Source organism: Anaerovibrio sp. JC8 (genome assembly GCF_002100115.1).
Classification (GTDB): domain Bacteria; phylum Bacillota; class Negativicutes; order Selenomonadales; family Selenomonadaceae; genus Anaerovibrio.
The window spans coordinates 98,430-123,124 of the sequence record NZ_ANBM01000005.1 but is presented as its reverse complement, the minus strand read 5'-3'; the positions used below and the strand labels follow the sequence as shown (position 1 = coordinate 123,124).

Sequence of the window (24,695 nt, the reverse complement as noted above, 5' to 3'; positions counted from 1 at the left end):
AATGCTAAGAGGTATATTTTGCCGTGGGCAAAATTTGAACAATGGCATTATAATGAAAGTATGAGGAGGATTTATTCATGGAAATTCTGGTTTGTATCAAACAGGTTCCAGGCTCCAATAAGGTAGAGGTTGATCCTGTTACCGGAGTATTGAAGCGTAATGGTGCAGATAGCAAAATGAACCCTTACGATCTGTATGCGCTTGAATGTGGACTGAAGTTGAAGGAGCAGTACGGTGGCCGAGTGAGCGTTATTACCATGGGACCACCACAGGCTCAGGCAATTATCAAGGAGGCATATTCAATGGGTGCAGACGCAGGTGCTATCGTATCTGACCGTGCATTCGGCGGAGCTGATGTATTGGCTACTGCACATACCCTTGCACAGGGTATCAAGAAATTTGGCAAGTTTGATATAATACTTTGCGGACTCCAGACTACAGATGGTGATACTGCTCAGGTTGGTCCTGAGGTATCCGAGCAGCTGGATATTCCATGCGTATGCAATGTAAAAGAGATTAAGGGCGTCGAGGGTGACAATATACTTGTAGACATGGAAATGGCACAGGATATTGAGCATTTGAAGGTTTCCTTCCCATGCCTTATCACTGTTCAGAAGGATATTGTACAGCCACGTCTTCCATCTTATCTTAAGAAGAAAGACACTGAGAACAAGGAAATCGTTATGTATACCTTAAAGGATATGGACGACCAGAATAAGAACAATTATGGTCTTAACGGTTCCGCAACTCAGGTTCAGCGTATATTCCCACCTACATCCGACAAGGTTCAGGTTACCTGGGATGATCCTGCTGATGTATTGGCAGAGAAAATTTACGGTGCAATCAAGAGCAGAAAATTGTTAGGATAAGGGGGATTAAAAATGGGAAAACTTATAGTACATCAGGATAAAGTTACTGATATTCAGGCAATGATTTCCATTTGCCCTTTTAATGCCCTTGAGGAGAAGGATGGCAAGCTGGAAGTCAATGCAGGCTGTAAGCTGTGCCAGCTCTGTGTCAAGAAGGGCCAGCCTGGCGCAATGGAATTTGTAGAGGAAGAAGTAAAGTCCGTAGACAAGTCTTTGTGGAAGGGCATTACTGTATATGTTGACCATGTAAATGGCGAGATTCATCCGGTAACTCTGGAGCTTCTTGGCAAGGCAGGGGAGCTGGCCAAGAAGATTAACCATCCGGTATATGCTATTTTCATCGGCAGCGATATTGAGAAAAAGGCTGAAGAGCTGCTTCACTATGGTGTAGACAAGGTATTTGTTGTGGATGCTCCTGAGCTGAAGGATTTCCAGATGGAATCCTATACCGCAGCCTTCGAGGCATTTATCAACGAGGTTAAGCCTTCTGCCATTTTGGTAGGTGCTACTCCTGTAGGCCGTCAGCTGGCACCAAGGGTTGCTTCCAGATTTAACACCGGTCTGACTGCAGACTGCACAATTCTGGACATTCATGAGAATACTGATTTGGTACAGATTCGTCCTGCATTTGGTGGTAACATCATGGCAGAGATTCTGACTCCAAACTCCAGACCTCAGCTGGCAACTGTTCGTTATAAGATTATGGATGCTCCTGAGCGCAGTGCTGATGCCAAGGGTGAGATCGTTAAGATCAGCGTTTCTGCTGACAAGCTCAAGACCCGTACCCAGGTTCTTGGCATTACCCAGAAGCAGAAGGAAAAGAGCATTGAAAATGCTGACATCCTCGTTGTTGCAGGACGTGGCCTGAAGAAGAAGGAAGACCTTGATTTGGTTAAGCAGCTGGCAGATGCTCTGGGTGGCGATATCGCCTGCACCAGACCATTGGCAGAGGCTGGCTGGCTGGATCCAAAGCATCAGATTGGTCTTTCCGGCCGTACCGTTCGTCCAAAACTCATTATTACCTGTGGCGTATCCGGTGCAATTCAGTTTGTTGCTGGTATGAACAACTCCGAAAACATCTTTGCTATCAATACCGATCCTAATGCCGGTATCTTCAAGGTAGCAAACTACGCTGTTATCGGCGATATTTATGAAGTTATTCCACAGCTCATTGAGCAGGTTAAACAGGGAAAGGGTGTTAAGGCATGAGCGAATACAAGGTTTTAGATGCTTCCGATTTAGAGGCTATTAGCCAGTTTGTGCCTCGTGAGCGCATTCTTTGGGCTGATGAAATAAATGAAGAATACAGTCATGACGAGTTGAGTGCAGATGCTTCCTATCCTGAGATGGTAGTTCGTATTACCTCTGCAGAGGAAGCTTCCAAGGTTATGAGATATGCCAATGAAAAGCATATCGCTGTAACTCCTAGAGGTGCCGGTACCGGTCTGGTTGGTTCCTCCGTTGCAGTTGAAAAGGGTATCATGATTGATACTACTCTCATGAATCATTTCCTGGAGCTGGACGAAAAGAATCTGACTCTTACTGTTGAGCCAGGTGTACTGCTGATGGAAATCGGCCAGTATGTTGAGGAGAAGGGGCTCTTCTATCCACCAGATCCAGGTGAGAAGACTGCTACTATTGGTGGTAATATCAGCACCAATGCCGGCGGTATGCGTGCTGTTAAATATGGCGTAACCAGAGATTATGTACGCGGCCTTGAGGTTGTTCTGGCTGACGGTACTATCATGGAAGTAGGCGGCAAGGTTGTAAAGAACAGCTCCGGCTATGATCTGAAGGACTTGATCGTTGGTTCCGAGGGTACTCTGTGCCTGGTAACCAAGGCTATCCTCAGACTGCTGCCACTGCCACAGAAGAATGTATCACTGTTGATTCCATTCCCAACTCTGGCACAGGCTATTGGCACAGTTCCTCTTATCGTAAGCTCCAAGGTTATCCCTACTGCTGTAGAGTTCATGGAGCGTGAGGTTATCATGGACTCCGAGGAATATCTGGGCAAGAAGTTCCCGGATAATCAGGCAGATGCTTATCTGCTTCTGAAGTTCGATGGTGCCTCCGTAGAGGAAATCAGCAAGTATTATGACAGCGTTGCTCAGATTTGTCTGGAGCAGGGTGCTCTTGACCTCCTGATTGCAGATACTGACGAGCGTGCTGAGGCTATCTGGAAGGCAAGAGGAGCATTCCTTGAGGCAATCAAGGGCTCTACCACTATGATGGATGAGGTAGACGTAGTTGTTCCTAGAAGCTGCGTAAATGAGTTCGTAGAGTTTATCCATGACCTCCGCAATGAGATGGGTATCCGTATTAAGAGCTTTGGTCATGCAGGTGATGGTAACCTTCACGTATACATTCTCCGTGATGACATGGATGACAAGAAGTGGGCTGAGATGCTGGGCAAGGCTATGGAGCGCATGTATCTCAAGGCTCGTGAGCTCAAGGGTCAGGTATCCGGTGAGCATGGTATCGGCTTGGCCAAGAAGCCATACTTGAAGGAAAGCCTCCCTAAGGAGTCCATGAAGCTGATGCAGGGGATTAAGAAGGCATTTGATCCTAACAACATTTTGAATCCTCATAAGGTATGCTTTGATTAATACCTTTATTCAATAGTTCCCCTTTCAGGAGGAGTTCGCCGCAAAAGAAATTTTGCGGCGAATTCTTTTTTTGTCCTCATTTGTCCTCAGTTTTCTGTTATACTATTTAGGAAAGATGTTTTTGTATTCGGGGGTTTGGTTTTTCGTGGATAAATACTGTATTGTTCCCAAGACCAGTCGCATATTGTATGATTTGGCCAAGGGAATGGAACTGAATAGTAATGAGGAAGAGCTGCTGAAGGGCGGCTTTATTCGTCATGTGGAGATTTCTCTGGACACCAACACCTGGGAAATACTGGCATGGACCATGCCGGAAATTGCTGAGCCCCTCCTTGAACGGGTAAGTGAATTTGTGCGGGAAAAGAATCAGGTGTCTGATGTTATTATCTATCAGTCTGCCATGAAGATGGACAAGATTGTGGAGCAGAACTGGGAGAAGCTGGTGGACTATGTGGCCAGGGAAAACCAGGGGATACGCCACATTTTGCTGCATTCCAACCGTATCTATAAGGATTCGAAAATTATTCTGCAGGTTAATGGGGATTTCAGCAAGTTCCTGCTGGAGGAGCACAATGTTGTGTACGAGCTGCGGGAGGCCGGCATCAAGATAATCGGCTATCCAATTAAGCTGGAGTGCCAGTCTGTCTACGAAGAAATTGAAGTGCCGGACGTAGAAGGCGCAGTATACGAGACCAAGGAATACAAGGCGGCCCTGGAGGCTGCCAAGGCACCGGCTCCGAAGCCGGCCCAGGGCGGTGGCGGCTTTGGGGGCAATTATGGTGGTGGGGCACCATCCAACAGTGGTGATAACAATGGTGGCTCCAATAAGCCTTCCCGGTCAAGAAGAGCGGCAGTTCCTATTGGTGATGATGATTCACCATTGGTATATGGTAATGCCATTATCGGTGAAATTACCCCTATTTCCGAGATTGAAGGGGAGATGCGGGACGTGGTGGTACAGGGTACCATTGCCGGCGTTGATGGCCGCAGCTTCCAGTCCACCAATCTGCTGTTTTTTGCAGTGGCGGATAATTCCGAGGGTATCACCTGCAAGGCCTTCTTTAAGGACACAGAGGGCTATGAGAAGGTACTGGACCGCCTGAAGAAGGCTGCCAAGGGTGGCGGCACCATTAAGGTCAAGGGTTCCGTTCGCTACGATAAATATGATAACGACTATGTATATTTTGCCGACAGTGTTCTTTTGGTGGATGTGGAAAGCCGCAAGGATAATGCCGAGGAAAAGCGGGTAGAGCTTCACTGCCATACCACCATGAGCAATATGGATGCGGTATCTTCTGCCAGCAGCCTTATCAAGACCGCTGTAAAATGGGGCTGGCCGGCCATTGCCATTACGGACCACGGTGTAGTGCAGGCCTTCCCGGAGGCCATGGAAACCGTATTTGGCCGCAAGCCGTTGAATATAAAGATAATCTACGGTGTTGAAGGCTATTTGGTTGGTGAGGATTATGAGCAGAAGCGGGCCAACCATATCATTATTCTGGCGAAAAATCCTAATGGCCTGAGAAACCTTTACAAGCTGGTTACCATGGCTCATCTCCGGTTCTTCCACCGTACTCCGCGTCTGCCACGGCAGCTTATTCAGGAGTATAGGGAAGGGCTTATTATCGGCTCAGCCTGCGAGGCCGGGGAGCTTATCCGGGCTATTGTGGCTGGTGCCAGTGATGAGGAGCTGCTGAAAATAGCTGATTTCTACGATTATCTGGAAATCCAGCCTATTGGCAATAACGAGTTTTTGGTGAGAAGCCCAGATTTCCCGAATATTAAGGACGATAATGACCTTATCAATATAAATCTCAAGGTGGCGGAGCTGGCGAAGAAGCTGAACAAGCCTCTTATTGCCACCTGTGACGTGCATTTTTTGAACCCTGAGGACCAGATATATCGTGCTATTCTCATGAAGGGCAAGGGCTTTGATGATGCGGATCTGCAGCCACCGCTGTATCTGCGGACCACCGAGGAAATGCTGGCTGAATTCCAGTATCTGGGGGAAGAGGAGGCCTATGAGGCTGTTGTCACCAATCCGCGGAAAATTGCGGATATGTGCGAGAAGTTCAAGCCAATTCCTGATGAGCTGTATTCTCCTATGATTCCGGGGGCAGACGAGGATATTACCAACATGACCTACGCCAAGGCCAGAAGTATGTATGGCGAGGTGCTGCCGGAAATTGTTCAGGCCCGTATTGACCAGGAGCTGAAGCCTATTATTGCCCACGGCTTCTCGGTGCTTTATCTCATTGCCCATAAGCTGGTGCGCAAGTCCAATCTGGACGGCTATCTGGTAGGCTCCCGAGGTTCCGTAGGCTCCTCCTTTGTGGCCACCATGACGGATATTACGGAGGTAAATCCGCTGCCGCCTCATTGGCGTTGCCCACATTGCAAGCATAGTGAATTTATTACGGATGGCTCCTACGGCTGTGGCTATGACTTGCCGGACAAGGACTGTCCTATTTGTGGTACCAATATGATTAAGGACGGCCACGAAATACCATTTGCGGTATTCCTGGGCTTTGACGGTGATAAGGTTCCTGATATTGACCTTAATTTCTCCGGCGAATACCAGCCAGTGGCCCATAAGTACACCGAGGAGCTCTTTGGCAAGGATAACGTATTCCGTGCCGGTTCCATCGGTACAGTGGCGGAAAAGACCGCCTACGGATTTGTAAAGAAGTATTATGAGGAAAAGGGCCAGACCAAGCGGGAGGCCTATATAAATAAGGTAGCTATTGGCTGTAACGGTGTTAAGCGTACCACCGGGCAGCATCCGGCGGGCATCATGGTAGTGCCCCGGGATATGGACGTGCATTTCTTCACGCCACTGCAGCATCCCGCTGATGATAAGACATCAGCTACCATTACAACCCATTTCGATTATCATTCCATTTCCAGCCGACTGGTTAAGCTGGATATTCTGGGCCACGATGATCCGACGGTTATCAAGATGCTGGAGGATCTGACCCATCGTGACCCGAAGACCATTCCATTTGATGACCCGGCCACCCTCAGCCTCTTTAACTGCACCAATGCATTGGGAGTGACAGAGGAGGAGCTGGGGGCCAATTCCGGTACCTTTGGTATTCCGGAGTTTAGAACCGACTTTACCCGCCAGATGATTGCGGACACCCATCCAAGCTGCTTCTCGGATCTGGTGCGTATTTCCGGCTTCTCCCATGGTACTGACGTATGGCTGGGGAATGCCCAGGACCTTATCCGTGCTGGCACCTGTACCATGCAGAATGCCATTGCGGCCCGTGATGATATTATGATGTATCTCATGCACAATGGTGTAGAGCCGCTGCTGGCCTTCAAGACCATGGAGAATGTCCGCAAGGGCAAGGGTATAGCTCCTGATGTGGTGGAGACCCTGCGCAATACGGGTATTCCGGAGTGGTATATTGAGTCCTGCCAGAAGATTAAGTATATGTTCCCAAGAGCCCATGCTACAGCCTACGTTATGATGGCCTATCGCATTGCCTTTTGTAAGGTGCATTATCCGCTGGCCTATTATGCGGCTTATTTCTCCATTCGTGCGGCGGCCTTTGACTCGGACATTATTGCCGGGGGCAAGGATGCCGTCAAGCAGAAGATGGAGGAGCTGGAGGCCAAGGACAAGCGGGATAACAAGGAAGAGGAATTGTATGTAGTGCTTCAGCTGGCCTGGGAAATGTATATCCGCGGCTTCAAGGTTAAGAAGGTTGATCTCTATAAGTCCGGGGCTGACCGCTTCCAGATGGTGACAGAGGAGAACGCTCTCCTGCCGCCATTTACCACCCTGTCCGGGCTGGGCGGTGTGGATGCCAAATCCATTGTGGAAAAGCGGAAAACTGGTCCGTTTTCTTCGGTGGAGAACCTGAAAAAGCGTACCGGTATAACCAAAACCAGTATTGAGGCCCTGAGAATCCATGGCTGTCTGGATGGCATGGATGAGAGCGACCAGATGAGTCTTTTTTAGCGGAGGTTTTATGAAAAAGGTTAGAATAACGGTCATGCGCAAGGCATTGTACCCTGATTTAATGGAAAAATACGAGAATCCCATAGAACACGCCTGTGATATGGTGGAGGGGTCCGTATATATTGCTGAGGGCTGGCAGCGGCCTGAGGGCTTTTGCGAAAGCGCCTGGGAGACCCTGTCACCCTTTGTGCTGGCTCTGTCCCACGGGGCAGAGAACTTCTATGACGGATGGATGAAGAACCCACGGTCTGCCATGTTGTCCTGCAATGACGGCTTCCGTCCCGTCAGCTTTTTGCTGGAGACCATGGAGGAAGAGGTTTAAGGTGGTATATTGATGGTACATGAGTAGCTGAGAGGGGGCAAAGAGATGTTAAAGGATGTAAAGAGAAAAGTGCTGGAGTGTGCTTTGGAGGCAGAGCGGATGGGGCTGTGCCAGCATCGGTCCGGGAATTTTAGCATTAGGGATGAGGATACGGGGCTCATTTGCATTACGCCAACCGGCATGGACCGCAAGGATATGACCTACCACGATATTGTGGTGGTGAATATGGATGCTGAGGTGGTGGAGGCAGAAACGGGGCACCGGCCTACCAGTGAGCTCATTATGCATCTGAAGATTTATGAGTCCCGTCCTGATGTTAATGCCGTTGTACATACCCATTCCAAATTTGCCCTTACCTTTGCCATTTTAAATAAGCCAATTCCGGCCATTGTTACGGAATTAATGCATCTTGGCTGCAAGGAAGGCTATATTCCTGTGGCTCCTTACGGGCGGCCGGCTACGGCAGCTTTGGCTGAGTCAGTGGTAAAGCCATTGCAGATTGCCGATGTGGCCCTCATGGAAAAGCATGGGGCTGTGGCTGTGGACAAGGATATTAAGGAGGCCTTGACCAAGGCTGCTTACATCGAGGAGCTGGCGGAGATTTATTATAATACCCTGACCATTTTGGGCCCTGGCAAGGAGCCGGACTACGTAGATAAGGAAGAATTGCAGAAGTGGGCCTATCCAAAGGAAATAAAGCTCCTGCCCGGTGAGAACAAATAAAGGGTAAATGAGGTAATTATGAGCGATATGAAGACCATTATGGATTATGATACAGTGGCTCTTGATGATGCCAAAAGTGCGCTGGTGATTATTGATCAGACCAAGCTGCCCTACAGCACGGAAATACTGGAATTGACGGATTTAAAGGAAATCTGGGATGCCATTTATTTGCTGCAGGTTCGGGGAGCACCGGCTATTGGGGTAGCGGCGGCCATTGGTATTTATCTTGAGGCCAAGAAAATAGGGGCAGAGGAAGGCCAATTTGAGGGCTTTTATGAAAAGTTCCGCAAGGCCAAGGAATATCTTGATTCCGCCCGCCCAACGGCAGTGAACCTTTCCTGGGCTCTTAACCGCATGGAAAAGGTGGTTCTGGACCATAAAAATGAAGGTGTGGCGAATATTATAAGGTGTCTTCATGATGAGGCAGTGGAAATCCGTGATGAGGATATCCGGGTGTGCCGGGCCATTGGTGAGCATGGTCTGACCCTGATTAAGGATGGAGACGGCATATTGACCCATTGCAATGCCGGCAAGCTGGCGGCAGTAAAGTATGGCACGGCCACAGCTCCTTTATATGTGGGGCAGGAGAAGGGCTATAAATTCAAGGTTTTTGCCGATGAGACCAGACCGCTGCTTCAGGGGGCAAGACTTACGGCCTTTGAGCTGCAGGAGTATGGATTGGATGTTACCCTCATCTGTGATAATATGTCCAATATGGTCATGCGTAACGGCTGGGTAAATGCTATCTTTGTGGGCTGTGACCGGGTGGCGGCCAACGGTGATGTGGCCAACAAGATTGGTACATCTATTGTGGCTACCGTGGCCAAGCGGCATGGCATTCCTTTTTACGTTTGTGCACCTACGGCTACCATTGACATGGCTACACCAACGGGAAATGAAATAAGGATAGAGCAGCGCAAGCCTGAAGAGGTTACGGAGATGTGGTATGAAAATCGCATGGCTCCTGTGGGTGTGAAGGTTTATAATCCTGCCTTTGATGTGACGGACAATGACCTTGTGACTGGTATCGTGACTGAATTTGGCATTGCCAGAGCTCCATATAGTGAGAGCCTTAAGAGGATTTTTGACTTGAAGGAGCAGGCAAAATTGAACAAATGATAAAAAGTGGCGAAAATGTAGTTGACAACAAGGCTTCAATCACCTATAATATCTATTGTCGTCACAAGCGATAACTAAACGCGGCCCGGTAGTTTAGTTGGTTAGAATGCCGCCCTGTCACGGCGGAGGTCAGGGGTTCAAGTCCCCTTCGGGTCGCCATTTTGCGGAAATAGCTCAGTTGGTAGAGCATCACCTTGCCAAGGTGGGGGTCGCGAGTTCGAGTCTCGTTTTCCGCTCCATTTATCTGGTGCCATCGCCAAGTGGTAAGGCCAAGGTCTGCAAAACCTTTATTCCCCAGTTCGAATCTGGGTGGCACCTCCATAGTAATATCAAGCCCTCGCAGGATTTCAAAACTTGCGTTGGGCTTTTTTTGTGCCAATAAAAGTAAAATTGCAGCATTTTGTTACATTTTTTTGTATCCTAATATGTAATGACTTTTCTTTACAATGTATATATTTTTCTTTATAATGTATCTATAAAGGAGGGATTCAAAATGGCACAGGTAGCTGTAAATTTCCGTATGGATAAGGAATTGAAAAACAATATGGAAAAAATGTGCAAGGAAATGGGCCTTTCCATGACCGCTGCATTTACCATCTTTGCTAAGAAACTCTGCAGAGAACGCCGTATTCCTTTTGAAATTACTGCTGACCCGTTTTATTCAGATGAAAATATCAGTCGTCTGAAGGCATCCATTGCCCAAATGGAAAAAACTGGCGGCACGATTCACGAGGTAAATTACGATGATTAAATCATGGTCCGATGATGCCTGGGATGATTTCTGCTATTGGCAAAAACAGGACAAGAAAACTTTAAAGCGTATGTTGTATTTTTTCAAAATTGCATTTGACACGGAACCCGCATAAATGCTATAATCGTTAACTGTAAGAGATAGAGGGAAAAATAATTAAATATTGTAAAATATTATGCGGAAATAGCTCAGTTGGTAGAGCATCACCTTGCCAAGGTGGGGGTCGCGAGTTCGAGTCTCGTTTTCCGCTCCATTTTTTTTATGTGGTGACATCGCCAAGTGGTAAGGCCAAGGTCTGCAAAACCTTTATTCCCCAGTTCGAATCTGGGTGTCACCTCCAGAAAAACTAAAAGGACTGCATTGGAATCATCCTATACAGTCCTTATTTTTGTGCTATTAATTGATTTATCCTCTAACAATTGAGTTTTATTATTATGGCTGTGCTACATCGCTGCTGCGGTAATAATCAGAAACAATGGCCAGCTGGGATTCCTGTCCGGTTTTATTTTGAATATTATTAATGTGAAAGCGTACTGTCCTTTCACTGATAAATAGATTTTCCGCTATGGTGGAAATCTTAAGTCCCTTTAGTAATTCCTGCAGGACATTAGCTTCACGATCAGTTAAGTGATAGTTTTTGCAATATGTGTTAAACCTTGCTGTTTCATCTGGGAGCTTTTCTTGTTTATGAGATTCTACAGCAGCTTCAACCTTTTTTCCTAGCTTTTCCTCAGCCAATCCTTGCATATAGGACATAGTAATCTTATATAACAGTGCCACACTGATTAGCAGTAGCGTTGCGTATGTAGCAAAAATAACTGGCAGGGATACATATTGGAAAAAAAGGACACCGAATAATAGTCCAAGACTCATAGAGGGAAGCTCAATTATGCGGCTCATTGCAGCCCATTTTTCAGGCCTGTCAGAATGAGCTGCTATATGAAGGAATCCTGTCATCATCAAAACTATGATTGGTGCGGCATAGATGGCTTCAACATACTGGGCCAAAAGGAGAAATAAGCCAGGCTCTGTATTGAATGTTCTGAACCAAAGAAAATATGTGCTTATTACTAGTACAACGGCAGGCATGACAGAAAACTTCTTATCAGCTAGCCATCCAAAGAAGAGCAGGCCTCCAGCGTAGAAAAGTCTGGACGTAGGAAAAGAAGGCGCGTATTCAGGAAAACGAATAACTGTGACACTGTCACAAAGGCCCATTAAAATTCCCATAAAAGTGGCTGCGATTATTAGATAAGTACGACTTTTTGTGAAAAAGGTATGCCAGGTCGAAGTTGAGGCTGAAGCCTGCGGAATCTCCGAATAATCCTTCTTGGGGCAAATAAATGCCAGTAGAGCAAGGCATGGCAAGGTAAGGAGATGGGAGACAGGTATATTTGGGAAAAAAAGCACCTATAGTGCCAATTATATATGCAATAATAGCCCCCGTTCCTAAGGAAACACCTATGAATCGGCCAAAATGGGTTCCTAGGGATTCTGTGGCAACTTTATACAGTATGTAGGCCATAACATATCCCCAGCCCATCATGGAAAGCACTAATCCTATCGTCACAAGGATATTACTGGTGGCAAACAGCTCCATCAAAAGCTGCCCTATAGTCGCCCCTCCAAAAGCATACAGAGGCGAATGCTTTTGGATCGTACCTGAAAGCTGTCTATAAAAGAAGGCAAAATATGCCATACCAGCTGCACCGGCCAGAGAGAGAACAATTATATTTGAAAGTATACGAAAATCAGGCGAACCTAAAAATCCAGGCAGGAAAAGTCCACCATTTTCACTCATTATATTTTGGTATACAAGAAGCACGTATACCCAAAGGAGCATTTCTGAAATAATTAAACGAATCGATGGCACAATAAAACACCTCTTACCACTAAGAAAAAACATATTTACATTTTTATTTTATCACCAAAAGAGGGAAATTTTCCATAAAGTGGTCCAATAAAATGAGATGAATATTTGTTCTTAAAATATTGACCCTAATAGCGTAATCCCTTGATAATACTGGGCACCTACCAAATTTGACAGGTGGTAAAATATAAAAACTGAACATTTTGACAGTAGGAAAATGTTTTTTTCTGTCGAAGGGGAAGGAGAGGAAAAATCCAATCTGCAGAAAAAGATATTTTTGCACTGGGTAAAAAGCTATTATTTTTAATTTTATCTACGGGAGGGAAAATTATTATGAGTAGGGTCAAGGACAGAAAATTAACAGGGATGATTTTGGCGGCCTTATTGTGTACTGGTGGCAGCCTGTTAAATATGTCATCGGTTAATGCGGCAGATGTGACAGTGAATGAAGGGGAAACTGTGGATTATGTATCTAATGGGGCTAAAGGTACTGGTGGATGGCCAGCTGCAGAATCCGGAGTTCAGACTCATAATGCTATAATCAAGGGTACAGTAAATAATGCAGTATACGGTGGTAACAGTAGTGACAATAACGCATCAGGTAATACTGTTACCATTGGAAATGTCGGAGGAGCTCAGGTTACAGTAAGTGGTACAGTACAAGGTGGTGCAACGCAAGTTGCAAAGGAAGCCAGCAATAATGTACTTACTATTCAAGGGGATGTAAATTTTACTGGGGATTATACTTCAGTTTATGGCGGTTTTTCTATGGGTGGTATAGCCAATAACAATATCGTCAATATACTATCCAAAGTTACCATTCCAAACTCATTGGAAGGTGGTCAGTCTGAGGGCGGTACATCTTCGGGAAATACGTTAAATATAAGTGCATCTGGTGTAATTGTTGGAAATGGTAGCATGGGTGCTGGATTGAGAGCCTTCCAAAACCTAAACTTCTATCTCCCAACCACCATCACAACCAGCGATACCATGCTGACAGTAAATGGCACAGCCGACGTTACTAATGCCAAGGTAGGTGTTCTGGCACAAGGAACACTGGCAAATCTTACGAAAAATAGCAAAGTAACCTTGCTTAGTGCCAATACCTTGACTGGCGGTAATACCATATCCCAGACCACGGATATTTCCGTGCCTACCAGTATTACAACAGTAAGTACCTATGAATTTAGCGTAGCCACAGAAAGCAACAAGATTGTAGCTACTCTTACCAATGACGGAGGTAGTGAGAACAACGGTGGTTCTGGTGGTGATAGTGGTAACAGTGGTGGCAACAGTGATAGTGGTAATAATGGCAATAATAGTTCCAACAGTGGTATTATTGACAGTGAAACCGCCAAAAACAATGCTAAGTCTGTAGTTGAGACCCAGGCAGCTACCACCACCTTTATCAATGCAGGTTCGGATATGTTGGCTTCACAGGGCTTTGCTCAGGCGGCAAATGCAGTGGCTTTGGATACGGCCAAGCAGCAGCAAAATGGCGGCGGAGCTCCAGCAGTCAGCAGCTTCACTCCGTTTGCAGCCTTTGGCGGCTCCAGTATGCGGGCAGAAAGTGGATCGCATGTAGATACCAAGGGCTTTGGCCTGAATATCGGTTTTGCCAGAGAGATTGCCAATGGTCAGGGCAAGCTGCTTTTTGGCCCGTTGGTTGAATATGGCGGCGGCAAATATGACAGCTATCTGGATAATGGCACTCACGGCGATGGCAAGAGCCATTATTGGGGCATTGGCCTCATGGCACGGCAGATAAACAATGATGGCTTATACTATGAAGGAAGCTTACGGGTTGGTCGTGTAAATTCGGATTATAATGGTAATTTCAATAATCAGAATGTAACCTATGACAGCTCCTCTACTTATGTGGCAACTCATCTTGGATTAGGTAAGATTATGGATTTAGGCCATCACAATACTCTTGACAGCTATTTGAAGTATTTCTATAGCCATCAGGGTGGCGATAATGTGACAATGCATGCCAGCATTACTGGTGATGAAAATTGGAGCTTTAGTAGTATCAATAGCCATCGCCTTCGTTTAGGCGCACGCATTACCCATGAAATAGATGATAAAAATAGCTTCTATGGCGGTTTGGCTTATCAGTTCGAATTTGGCGGTAAGGCTACAGCATATTATAATGGTGGTTCCACTCCTAGCCCTAGTGTACGTGGCGGCAGTGGCATGATGGAGCTGGGCTGGCAGGTAAAGCCAGGTGGCCCTGTAACCGTAGACCTTGGTGTAACTGGTTGGGTAGGCAAGCAAAGAGGTGTCAGTGCACAGATAGGTGCTGTCTGGAGCTTCTAAAATTCATAAGTAAATAAAAAATGCTTCTCTACGAAATTGTAGGGAAGCATTTTTAGTTGAATCATTTATTACAGGTTTTACTTAATGCTGTTCAGCTTGTTGGCAATTTCCTCGGCGGAGGCATCGGTGCCCAGGGAGGTTATTATGCCCTGGTTGCCCATGTATACGGTACCCTCGTAAGCAATGGCATCAATGCCACCGTTATCGTGGAAGGCCCGGGCAAGGTTGCCGGCTACATAGCAGGCACGAACCTTTTCAGACATTTCCTCGGTAGCGGCCGGAACAATAAATTCCTTGCCGTTTACATATACGGCATTGCCCTTGACATCCACCTTGTTGCCACTGTATTCCTTCATTTTCTGAATGTAGTTGTTGTAGCGCTCAGAATGGGAAGGATGGTCGGAAACGGAGAAGATGTCACCGGTCATTTTGTCCTGGTTGCTGTTGTATTTTTCAATAACCCGCTGCCAAACTGCGGCGCAGGCACCTAAATTGTAGTGGGAATCTGCCATGTACTGGAAGGCAATATTATCTGCTTCCCATTCCATAGGCTTGGTGATATGAACCTTTTCAGTATAGTTAACAATAACATTGGTGACTGCTATTCCCACAGAATTTGTATTGGAAGCGATGGCAGTAGCAATAAGGGTTACAGGCACAGACTTCTTGAAGCCCTTAACTACGTGATCTCTCATGCCATGAGACATTTCGTGCCCGAGAACCACGGCAACCTCGTCATCAGTACGCAACAAATCGAAGATTCCCGCATTGACGGTCATTACATGCCCCAGGGAGCAGGCGGCATTAAAATCCTTGCTTGGGTTAATAAAATAAAGGAAAGGCTTTTCATTGATGGATGGCTCAGTAACAGCAACAGAGTTGGAAAGATTGGTCATTATTCCATCAAGCCGCTGATTCAGATACGGATCGTTTTCGACACCCTGCTTTTCCTTCATCTGGGAATACAGCTGCTGTCTGCCTTCCTCGGTGTTGTTGATTCTATCTATCTGCTTGTTATACTCGGACATTTGGTAGCCGGCAATGCCCACATTTATGGCTGCTTCCAGCCAGTTGGCATCAGCCTGGGCTGGCGCACCGGCAAATACAGGCATAGCCACCAGCATGGCACTGGCAATTACTTTCGAAAGCTTCTTTTTAAAATTGAACATCAATATCGCCCCTTTTTACCTAATTTATTTACCTGTTTAATTATATCACGGAGCACATTAAAAAATCCTTAAAGTGAGGAAAATAGGACATTAGAAGTATTAGAAGATGAAAGAATTTCTTAAAAAATGGAAAAAAAGTCGTAATTGGGGTATAATGACTAGGTGAATTTTTTAGCAGAGGTGTAAGACAATAATGCCAGAGATAGATATGACAAGAATTACCGATAATCTCATGAGTGTATATAACTACGCTTTTATAGATGCAATGCCTTATGGCTTTTATAAGCCCAATGATGCCATGTATGTGGGTGTGAAGCTGGTAGACAAGATGTACCATTGCCCGAAGTGCAAGGGGGAGTTTACCGTAAAGTACCGTAACGACAATGACGGTATTACTTATTTCTCCAAGAGCCGTATTGCAGCCCAGAAGCAGGTTTATGAGGATTTAAGCCTTGATTTCCCGGCCAATTGGGAGCTGATGGAGAAGCCGTTCACCTATCACATTGTGGGCGTTTGCAGTGAGTGTGCCAAGAAGGATATTATGGAATCCCAGGAGGAGGGCCAGCATATCTATAATCTGTGTCACCAGCTCCACCTGCTGGATGAGCTGATGGCGGCCAAGGCAAAGAAGTACATGACCGACAGCCTTCAGAAGTGGCTTGATGGCATAACTGAGTCCTCTTATCTCATGCAGTTTGATCTTTCTACCCGTGAAAGCCTCCGTGATTTAATCTGTGCAGTTATTCTGCAGGATACCAAGGCTGTGGAGGATGCCCTTCAGGAATATAGGGATGCTGTTCAGCCAATTATATATGAAGCAAAGCAGCTGCTGGAGAAGCAGACTCCGGCCTGGAAGGCCAATGTGGCTCATTCCTGCAGCCTGCCTGACTCCATGTCTGACGAGGAATATCACGAATATACGGTGGCTTTCCCAGATGAGTCCTCTGAGGGGCAGGATTTCTATATGGAGAAGTCCATTGAAAAGGAACGGGTATCCATGTTCCTTACCCAGCACCGTCTGACCAGCCTGGAGGAAGTGCTGATGGATGCGGGCTTCCATGAGGAATGGATTGATATGGTAGTGGACAAGGGTACTTCCTTGAAAAAGTAAGGTGATTTCCATGAAGAATTTTAAGTTTAGAATAAGTGCAGTGCTGTTCCTGCTGGCAATGCTGATTTCCACGGTTGCCTTTGGAGCCGTGGCCGATGACTTTGCCTTTAAGGGGCTGAGGCTGGGAGACAGCTATGATACCATGGTTGAAAAGCTGGGGGAGCCTGATTTTGACACGGATATGTATCTTCGCGGAGTTCATGTTATCCGCTATACTTATTCCGCTGACCAGAAGATTTATGTGGATGCCGATGATAAAAAAGTGGTGGAGATGTTCTGCAAGAGCAAGCATTATGTGGGACCTCACGGGGTAACCTACGGTGCCACCAGGGCCGGCCTTCAAAAGGCCTTTGGACAGGCTGAGCATAAGCATCTTGATGGCAATATCTACTATATTTATTATAATCCGGTGGTTCCCAAGGAAAAGCTGCTGATTGAGATGGAGACGGAACAGCGCTATCTTCTGAGCTGGACCTATACCAGTCTGGAGCTTGATGATCCGGGAATTATCATAACCTTTGACGAGGAAGAAAAGAAGCCTGCACAGAGGTTTAATTATGGTGGCTTGCCTACAAATTGACAGGTTTTAAAACTAGGTGATTGTTTTGTTTTTTAAGAATAATATGAAAGCTACTGCCTTGGCAGTAACCCTGCTGGTGGCCATGTCGGTGATTTCCGTTGTGGCGTCCATGGCGGTGGCCAAGACAGTGGTAAATAATGATTTTTCCAGAGCTACACAGGGAAAGGGAAAGAAAGAGGCGAAGACTCAGCAGGTATTGCCGGCGGCGCCCCGTGTGACAGCTGATGCTGTGGTGGTGATGGACAATAAGACCGGCGAAATCCTCTATGAGAAGAATGGGGACAAGAGTGAGCATCCTGCCAGCCTTACCAAGATTATGACGGCCATACTGGTGCTGGACGATGACAGGGATGACAGGATTATTACCGTGAGCCCTTGGGCCGGAGAGAAGCCTTATTCCTATTGCTATACCGGCCAGAGTATGCGCCAGATTGATATGCTGACCCAGATGCTGATGATTTCCGATAATGTGGCGGCTTCTGCCCTGGCGGAGGCGGTGGGCAATGGAAGTGCATGGCAGTTCTGGCAGAAAATGAATGCCAAGGCCAAGGAGCTGGGGGCAACCAGAACCCATTTTGAAAATGCCAACGGTCTTACCTCCAACCTGCATTATTCCACTGCAAGGGATTTGGCTGTGATTTCACGTCATGCCTTTGAAAATCCAAAGTTCAGGAAAATAATAGCCATACCGGAAAAGACAGTATATAGTATAATTCCTCAGGATGAGACCCTGCTTTGTGAAAATACCAATGATCTCCTTACAAGCTACCCGGGGTGCATTGGTGGCAAGACCGGGTATACTGATGCTGCGGGGGGCTGCCTGATGGTTGCTGCCCAGCGGGACGGAGAGGAAGTGCTGGTGGTTATTCTTCACTCCGAGGATACGGACACCAGATTTACCGAGGGTGCTATGCTGCTTGATTACGGCTTTAAGCTTTTAGGAAGCCGTTAGGGTGGCGTTAAATACAAGGAGGTAAATTATGAATAAAATTTTAGTGCTGGCTATGATGCTGATGCTCTTTATGACCACCGGCTGCATGGCTTCAGACAATGTAAAAGGAGAGAATTCTAAAATGGCAAATCGTATTGCGGTATTTGATACCAACAAGGGCACTTTTGAGGTGGAGCTTTTCGAGGACAAGGCACCTGTTACTGCCGGCAACTTCATCAAGCTCACCGAGGAGGGCTTCTATGATGGCCTTATTTTCCATCGTATCATTGATGGCTTCATGATTCAGGGCGGTGACCCAACCGGTACTGGTATGGGTGGCCCTGGCTACCACATTAAGGATGAGTTCCACAAGGACCTCCGTCATGACAGCGAGGGTATCCTGTCCATGGCCAATGCAGGCCCTAACACTGGCGGTTCCCAGTTCTTCATCACCCTGGCTGCTACTCCTTGGCTTGATGGCCATCATGCAGTATTCGGTAAGGTTGTAAAGGGCATGGAGGTAGTTCGTGAGATTGGTCACGTTCAGACCGGCATGCAGGACCGTCCGGTTCATGATGTGGTTATCAGCAGCATCAAGATTAAGGCTGCTGAGTAATTTTAAAATGAAGGTAAGTTAAATGAAGGCATTTGCTTACATACTTGAGTGTGCTGATGGCACCCTATATACCGGGTATACTACAGATATGGAAAAGCGTCTGGCCTGCCATAACAGTGGCAAGGGCAGCAAGTATACCAGGGGCCGGCTGCCGGTAAAGGTGGTTTACTTGGAGGAATGTCCTGATAAGGAAGCCGCCATGAGCCGTGAGTGGCACATTAAAAAAATGAGCCGGGATCAAAAGCTCCAGCTCATTGAAGAAAATAAAGCACAAAAAAATGAGTAGTCCGTGAGGACTGCTCATTTTTTATTTATCAACCAAACATGGTCATAATCTGTTTTCCGATAAGTACAGCCGTTATGATGATGAACATTGGACGGATGTAGCTGACCCCCTTGCTTATGGCCATCTTGGAGCCGGCTATGGCCCCCAATGCCATAAATACACCCATTGGAATGGCATAGGTGAAGTCCACGCTGCCGTAATATGAGAACAGGATGGCGGCGGCGATGTTGCTGGCAAAATTCATGGCCTTGGCATTGCCGGTGGCAAAGATAAAGTCATATCCTATCATAATGAAAGAAAATAAAATGAAGGAGCCGGTGCCTGGACCGAAAAATCCATCATAGAATCCCAAGGAAAAGGCCATTATAAGGCAAATAATCAGCTTTTTGGTGGTAAGTTCCTGGGGCTTTGAATCCTTTCCCCAGTCTTTTTTAAATACGGTGTACAGAAATACCAGCACCAGCATGACAATAATCAGCGGCCGGAGAAATTCCGAGGAAATGTGCTGGACCAAAATTACACCGGCAAAGGAACCGATAAGGGAGAGGGGACACAGCTTTTTCATCAGCTCTATATCCATCTTGCCGGCCCTTACAAAGGTAATGAAGCTGGATATGGAACCCATGGAAGCGGCCACCTTGTTGGTACCCAATACTGTAACAGGAGGAAGCCCTGTCCACATAAGTGCCGGAATGGTAATAAGACCGCCCCCGCCAACGGCTGCATCGATAAACGCACCAATAAAGCCGAAAAGGGCCAAAAAACCTAAAATCTCAAAATCCATAGACAAAACTCCTTTCCTGACGCAATTATTATACAATAGAAGTGTTAAAAAATCCATTTCATATATTAAAAAGTATAGAACATATAAATAAAATTTATACTTCCATATAAAAACAGCATAATTTAGTTGAAACAGATAATATTGTTATGTTATACTACTAATAGGTTAATATAATCTAAGAAGGAGGGGTATTTCAAAATGAACTTATCTGTAAAAATCTTCATTGCACTGGTCCTTTCCGTAATTGTCGGTCTGGTTGCCGGTGAAGCAGGTCTGCCATTCATCAAATGGTGGATTGCACCAGTTGGTACAATGTTCATCAATCTCATCAAGATGATGATCGTACCAGTTGTATTCTTCTCCCTGGTTGTAGGTATTACCAGCCTTGGTGATACCAAGAAGTTGGGCCGTATCGGCTTGAAGACAGTAGGTATCTATCTTCTTACCACCGCTATTGCGATTACCATCGGTTTCGTAGTAGCTGGTATCATCGGTCCTGGTGTTGGTGCTGACTTTGTTGCCGGCGCACAGCCAAAGGTTAAGGAAGCTCCTTACATTATGCAGGTTCTCCTTGACATGATTCCTTCTAATCCTATCGATTCCATGGCTAAGGCAGCAATTCTGCCAACTATCGTATTCTCACTGTTCATCGGTGTAGGTATCGTTAAGGTTGGTGGTGAGAGGGCGGATCTTCTCATCAGATTCTTTGATGCCGGAGCTGAAGTATGCTACAAGGTTATCGCTATTATCATGGACCTCGCTCCTATCGGCGTATTCTGCTTGCTGCTTCCTGTAGTTGCTGCAAATGGTCCAAAGGTATTGCTGCCATTGCTGACAGTTATTGCCTGCGTAGCTATTGGTTGTACTATCCACGCTGTGGGTGTATATTCCACTATGGCACGTATCATGGGTAACCATAGCCCTATTGATTTCTTCAAGGGCATGTCCGAGCAGATGATGATTGCCTTCACTACCTGTTCTTCCGCAGCTGCATTGCCAGTTAACATGAAGAACTGTCAGGAGAAGCTGGGCGTTAACCGCGAGATTGCTTCCTTCGTACTTCCTTTGGGTGCTACCCTGAACATGGATGGTACTGCACTCTACATGGGTGTTTGCTCACTGTTCGTTGCTAATGTTTATGGTGTGCCTCTTGGCATTGACCAGATGATGATGATTGTATTAACCGGTACATTGGCATCCATTGGTACTGCTGGTGTTCCAGGTGCAGGTCTTATCATGCTGGCAATGGTTCTCCAGTCTGTAGGTCTTCCTCTGGAGGGTCTTGCACTGGTAGCTGGTATCGACCGTGTACTGGATATGTTCCGTACCTGCGTTAACATCACCGGTGATGGTGCCGTTGCTGTAGTTGTAGATGCAACTGAAAAAGGCTAAGAATAATCGTCTTAGACATTAACCTACCAATTAAGCCCCCTGCTGCGGCAGGGGGCTTTTTCATAAACTGCGCCATATTAGGGTTGACGGGGAATACATAATGTGTTAGTATTATCACGTTAGCACTTTAACGAGATAAAGAATAAAAATATGGGCGTGTGGAGGAAAGCTTATGACTTCAAATAATATGGAATATCTTACAATAGCATTGCCAAAGGGAAAGCTCTTTGGTTTATCCGCCGACCTTCTGGCCAAGATTGGATATACAGCGGAGGATTTGAGTGAAAAATCCCGTAAGCTGGTTATTACCAATGAAGAAAAGAAGATAAAGTTTATCATCAGCAAGACAGCAGACGTTCCTACTTATGTAGAGTACGGGGCAGCGGATATTGGAGTTATCGGCAAGGATGTCCTCCTGGAATCCGGCAAGGATGTGTATGAGCTGCTGGATCTGGGCTTTGGCAAGTGCCACCTGATGATGGCAGTACACAAGGACCAGAAACGGGCCAAGCTCAGTGATTATGCCCATACCAGGGTAGCCACCAAGTTCCCTCATATTGCTGAAAGATTTTTCAATAGCAAGGGAATGCAGATGGAGTTCATTAAGCTCAATGGTTCCATAGAGCTGGGGCCTATAGTGGGTCTGTCTGAGAGTATTGTGGATATAGTGGAAACCGGTACCACGCTTAGAGAAAATAATTTGGAAGAAATAGCCTTCATCATGGATGCTACGGCACGGCTGATTTGCAACAGAGTCAGCTTCAAGCTGAAGTTTGACCGTATCCATCAGATGACGGAGGATTTAAGAAAGATATTGGAAATGGCTCGGGAGGAAAAGTAATGCAGATTGTTAATGTAAAAGATACTGGACTTATAAATGTTGAGAAAATGCTGAAAAAGCCTGCATTTGACCAGGTGGAGCTAAATCCAAGAATTCGTGAGGCAAACAAGAAATTGTTCGGCCGTGACATGACGGCGGCAGAAATCGTGGATATGATTGTGAACGAGGTCAGAGCCGAGGGTGACAAGGCAGTTATTAAATATACGAAGCTCATTGACCGTACTGAGTTTACGGCAGAGGAATTTTTGGTAACTGAGGCGGAATATGAGGCAGCCTATAAGGCCGCTGATCCGGAAATAGTGGAGTCCCTGAAGAAGGCGGCAGCCAATGTCCGTCAGTATCATCAGGAGCAGAAGCCAAATTCCTGGATGACTTATCGGGGACAGGGCTCTATTTTGGGGCAGTCCGTAATTCCATTGGATAGAGTGGGTATCTATGTACCAGGTGGTACTGCCGCGTATCCATCCTCTGTTATTATGAACGCCATTCCGGCTGCTGTGGCCGGGGTGGGAGAAATCATTATGATGGTTCCGCCAAAGGATGGCAAGATTAATCCTTATGTGCTGGTTGCTGCCAAGGAAGCCGGTGTGTCCAAGATTTTCAAAATCGGCGGCGCCCAGGCTATTGCTGCCATGGCCTTTGGTACAGAAACTATCCCTCGGGTAGATAAGATTACCGGCCCTGGCAATATCTTCGTAACTCTGGCCAAGAAGGCTGTATATGGCCACTGCGACATTGATATGCTGGCAGGACCAAGTGAGATTTTGATTGTGGCCGATGAAACAGCAGATCCTGCCTATACAGCGGCGGATATGCTGAGTCAGGCCGAGCATGATATGCTGGCCTCCAGTATTGTTATTACTGACAGTCCTGAGCTGGCTGAGAAGGTGGCCCAGGAGGCAGAAAAGCAGCTGCAGCAGCTGCCACGTCAGGAGATTGCCAGAGCATCCCTTGATAAGAACGGGCTGATTATTATTGCTGAGGATATAATGCAGGCCATTGAGCTGGCCAATGTATCCGCACCGGAGCACATGGAAATCCTTACCAAGGAGCCATTCCAGCTGCTTCCTTATGTACGTCACGCCGGGGCAGTATTCCTGGGAGCCTATTCTCCGGAGCCGCTGGGTGACTATTTTGCAGGACCAAATCACGTATTGCCTACTGGCGGTACCGCCCGTTATTATTCAGTGCTGAATGTGGAAACCTTTATGAAGCGTACCAGCCTCATTTCCTACACCCAGCCTGAGCTGAGCCGGGTAAGTGATGATATTATCCGTCTGGCGGAGGCCGAAGGGCTGCAGGCCCATGCCAATGCCATTCGCATAAGAAAAATTGAGAAATAAGCTAGGAGGCTATGGACAATGGCAAAGTTGAAATATAGAAATAAATTGGCAGATATGCCCTCTTATGATGTGGTGGAGCGTGACTGGAATATTAAGGTAAATGCCAATGAAAGCGGCATGAATCTTCCTCCATTGGTGGAGGAACGGGTAATGAGCCGTCTTTCCCGAATTGCCTTTAACCGCTATCCAAATGAGGATTTGGAGATGCTGATGGAGGCTATTGGCAGGAATTTTGGTCTTGGCGTAGAAAATGTCCTTATAGGTAATGGCTCCAGCGAGATTATTGAGAAAATCTTTTATTGCTTTGGAGGCCGGGGAAGAAAAATTGTATTCCCGCAGCCATCATTTTCCATGTATCACATCTATGCAAAGGCTGCTGAGGCCGAGGCTGTTCCTGTAAACTTAAGTGAAAAGGACTACAGTTTGGATGTTAAGGAATTTGTCAATGTGGTAAATGAGAGCAAAGCCGCTCTTTGTGTGATTTGTAATCCAAACAATCCAACTGGCAGCTTTACTTCCCTGGAGGACATTGAATATATTGCCAGCCATACCAGTTGTGCATTCCTGGTGGATGAGGCCTATATTGAGTTCCAGGGCCAGACTGCCATTGGCCTTATGAAGAAATATCCAAATATGATTATTGCCAGAACCTTCTCCAAGGCTTATGGACTGGCGGCTTGTCGTTGTGGCTATATGCTGGCATCAGCACCGCTGACAGATATGATTGGCAAGTCCATGATGCCTTATCACATGAATGTGCTGACATTGGTTACTGCAGATACTGTATTCCAGATGCGGGATGAGTTTATTCCAAGAATTCAGATGGCCATTGCGGAGCGCAAGCGTATGGAGGGGCAGTACGGATCTTTAAAGGGCTTCAAGGTATTCCCTTCCAACACCAACTTTATTTTCCTTAAGTATGATAAGGCTGTGGAGCTGAATGAATATCTGGAAAGCCGTGGTATAGGCATCAGGAGCTTTGGCAAGGCACCTCTTTTGGAAAATGCCCTGAGAATATCCATGGGCAACCGTGAGGAAAATGATGCTGTGTTTAAGGCTGTAAAGGCCTTTGTGGAGGAGCAGAATTAAT

General features: G+C 46.4%; 22 protein-coding genes and 5 tRNA genes. 23 read left to right on the top strand and 4 right to left on the bottom strand.

The features are described from left to right. Positions 1-77: 77 nt before the first annotated feature. The 13 genes from D081_RS06325 (at position 78) to D081_RS06260 (ending at position 10,703) form a co-directional block, all read left to right on the top strand. Positions 78-869 carry an electron transfer flavoprotein subunit beta/FixA family protein gene (locus D081_RS06325; RefSeq protein WP_085023341.1) on the top strand — a complete coding sequence of 264 codons (792 nt, stop codon included), beginning with the start codon at positions 78-80 and terminating at the stop codon, positions 867-869. A gap of 12 nt (positions 870-881) precedes the next feature. Then, the gene (locus tag D081_RS06320; RefSeq protein WP_085023340.1) at positions 882-2,078 is read left to right on the top strand and encodes an electron transfer flavoprotein subunit alpha/FixB family protein; all 1,197 of its coding nucleotides are present in this window, start codon (positions 882-884) and stop codon (positions 2,076-2,078) included. Beyond that, a complete protein-coding gene (locus D081_RS06315) occupies positions 2,075-3,478 on the top strand; it encodes an FAD-binding oxidoreductase (protein ID WP_085023339.1) in 1,404 nt (467 codons plus the stop codon). The genes D081_RS06320 and D081_RS06315 overlap by 4 nt, the downstream gene beginning before the upstream one ends. Positions 3,479-3,593: 115 nt before the next feature. Continuing rightward, complete coding sequence (locus D081_RS06310) at positions 3,594-7,448, top strand: PolC-type DNA polymerase III (protein ID WP_085023338.1); 3,855 nt, start codon at positions 3,594-3,596, stop codon at positions 7,446-7,448. A gap of 10 nt (positions 7,449-7,458) precedes the next feature. Continuing rightward, complete coding sequence (locus tag D081_RS06305; RefSeq protein ID WP_085023336.1) at positions 7,459-7,770, top strand: TIGR04076 family protein; 312 nt, start codon at positions 7,459-7,461, stop codon at positions 7,768-7,770. Between the two features lie 45 nt (positions 7,771-7,815). Further along, positions 7,816-8,493 carry a class II aldolase/adducin family protein gene (locus D081_RS06300; protein ID WP_085023334.1) on the top strand — a complete coding sequence of 226 codons (678 nt, stop codon included), beginning with the start codon at positions 7,816-7,818 and terminating at the stop codon, positions 8,491-8,493. 18 nt (positions 8,494-8,511) lie between these two features. Next, complete coding sequence (mtnA, locus tag D081_RS06295; RefSeq protein ID WP_085023332.1) at positions 8,512-9,612, top strand: S-methyl-5-thioribose-1-phosphate isomerase; 1,101 nt, start codon at positions 8,512-8,514, stop codon at positions 9,610-9,612. Positions 9,613-9,694: 82 nt separating this feature from the next. After that, positions 9,695-9,771, top strand: a tRNA-Asp gene (locus D081_RS06290). Between the two features lie 4 nt (positions 9,772-9,775). Continuing rightward, positions 9,776-9,851: transfer RNA gene (locus D081_RS06285), tRNA-Gly, on the top strand. Between the two features lie 7 nt (positions 9,852-9,858). Then, positions 9,859-9,933 (top strand) — tRNA-Cys (locus D081_RS06280). Between the two features lie 172 nt (positions 9,934-10,105). Next, positions 10,106-10,363: a type II toxin-antitoxin system RelB/DinJ family antitoxin gene (locus D081_RS06275; protein WP_085023330.1), complete on the top strand. Its 258-nt coding sequence runs from the start codon at positions 10,106-10,108 to the stop codon at positions 10,361-10,363. 177 nt (positions 10,364-10,540) lie between these two features. Beyond that, positions 10,541-10,616, top strand: a tRNA-Gly gene (locus D081_RS06265). A gap of 12 nt (positions 10,617-10,628) precedes the next feature. Then, positions 10,629-10,703: transfer RNA gene (locus tag D081_RS06260), tRNA-Cys, on the top strand. Between the two features lie 92 nt (positions 10,704-10,795). Here D081_RS06260 and D081_RS06255 read toward each other — a convergent pair. After that, positions 10,796-11,593 (bottom strand): helix-turn-helix transcriptional regulator, encoded by a 798-nt coding sequence (locus tag D081_RS06255; RefSeq protein WP_085023326.1) that lies wholly within the window; start codon positions 11,591-11,593, stop codon positions 10,796-10,798. After that, a complete protein-coding gene (locus D081_RS06250) occupies positions 11,568-12,236 on the bottom strand; it encodes a hypothetical protein (RefSeq protein WP_085023325.1) in 669 nt (222 codons plus the stop codon). Before D081_RS06250 ends, D081_RS06255 begins: the two co-directional genes overlap by 26 nt. 330 nt (positions 12,237-12,566) lie before the next feature. Between D081_RS06250 and D081_RS06245 the strand changes: the two genes are divergently transcribed. Then, positions 12,567-14,552: an autotransporter outer membrane beta-barrel domain-containing protein gene (locus D081_RS06245; RefSeq protein WP_085023323.1), complete on the top strand. Its 1,986-nt coding sequence runs from the start codon at positions 12,567-12,569 to the stop codon at positions 14,550-14,552. 77 nt (positions 14,553-14,629) lie between these two features. Here the strand turns inward: D081_RS06245 and D081_RS06240 are convergent, their stop codons facing one another. Beyond that, positions 14,630-15,721, bottom strand: a complete 1,092-nt coding sequence (locus tag D081_RS06240; protein WP_085023321.1) for a M48 family metallopeptidase — start codon at positions 15,719-15,721, stop codon at positions 14,630-14,632. A 193-nt stretch (positions 15,722-15,914) separates the two neighbouring features. Between D081_RS06240 and D081_RS06235 the strand changes: the two genes are divergently transcribed. The 5 genes from D081_RS06235 to D081_RS06215 all read left to right on the top strand — a co-directional run bounded on the left by D081_RS06235 (position 15,915) and on the right by D081_RS06215 (position 19,245). Continuing rightward, complete coding sequence (locus D081_RS06235; protein WP_085023319.1) at positions 15,915-16,832, top strand: hypothetical protein; 918 nt, start codon at positions 15,915-15,917, stop codon at positions 16,830-16,832. A 10-nt stretch (positions 16,833-16,842) separates the two neighbouring features. Continuing rightward, a complete protein-coding gene (locus tag D081_RS06230; protein ID WP_085023317.1) occupies positions 16,843-17,412 on the top strand; it encodes a hypothetical protein in 570 nt (189 codons plus the stop codon). A 25-nt stretch (positions 17,413-17,437) separates the two neighbouring features. Further along, the gene (locus tag D081_RS06225; RefSeq protein WP_085023316.1) at positions 17,438-18,364 is read left to right on the top strand and encodes a D-alanyl-D-alanine carboxypeptidase family protein; all 927 of its coding nucleotides are present in this window, start codon (positions 17,438-17,440) and stop codon (positions 18,362-18,364) included. A 61-nt stretch (positions 18,365-18,425) separates the two neighbouring features. Next, entirely contained in the window at positions 18,426-18,959 is a 534-nt protein-coding gene (locus tag D081_RS06220) for a peptidylprolyl isomerase (RefSeq protein ID WP_369823998.1), read from the top strand. A 22-nt stretch (positions 18,960-18,981) separates the two neighbouring features. Beyond that, positions 18,982-19,245 (top strand): GIY-YIG nuclease family protein, encoded by a 264-nt coding sequence (locus tag D081_RS06215; RefSeq protein ID WP_085023312.1) that lies wholly within the window; start codon positions 18,982-18,984, stop codon positions 19,243-19,245. Positions 19,246-19,273: 28 nt separating this feature from the next. On the opposite strand, the gene D081_RS06210 is transcribed toward D081_RS06215, so the two are convergent. Then, on the bottom strand, positions 19,274-20,029 hold the full coding sequence (locus D081_RS06210) for a TSUP family transporter (protein WP_085023310.1): 756 nt from the start codon (positions 20,027-20,029) through the stop codon (positions 19,274-19,276). Between the two features lie 198 nt (positions 20,030-20,227). Here D081_RS06210 and D081_RS06205 point away from each other — a divergent pair, with 198 nt between their 5' ends. The 4 genes from D081_RS06205 to hisC all read left to right on the top strand — a co-directional run bounded on the left by D081_RS06205 (position 20,228) and on the right by hisC (position 24,694). Beyond that, positions 20,228-21,421, top strand: a complete 1,194-nt coding sequence (locus tag D081_RS06205; protein WP_085023308.1) for a dicarboxylate/amino acid:cation symporter — start codon at positions 20,228-20,230, stop codon at positions 21,419-21,421. Positions 21,422-21,593: 172 nt separating this feature from the next. Then, positions 21,594-22,262, top strand: a complete 669-nt coding sequence (hisG, locus tag D081_RS06200) for an ATP phosphoribosyltransferase (protein WP_085023306.1) — start codon at positions 21,594-21,596, stop codon at positions 22,260-22,262. Further along, complete coding sequence (gene hisD / locus D081_RS06195) at positions 22,262-23,605, top strand: histidinol dehydrogenase (RefSeq protein ID WP_085023305.1); 1,344 nt, start codon at positions 22,262-22,264, stop codon at positions 23,603-23,605. Before hisG ends, hisD begins: the two co-directional genes overlap by 1 nt. 18 nt (positions 23,606-23,623) lie before the next feature. Continuing rightward, complete coding sequence (gene hisC / locus D081_RS06190) at positions 23,624-24,694, top strand: histidinol-phosphate transaminase (RefSeq protein WP_085023304.1); 1,071 nt, start codon at positions 23,624-23,626, stop codon at positions 24,692-24,694. Position 24,695 lies beyond the last annotated feature (1 nt).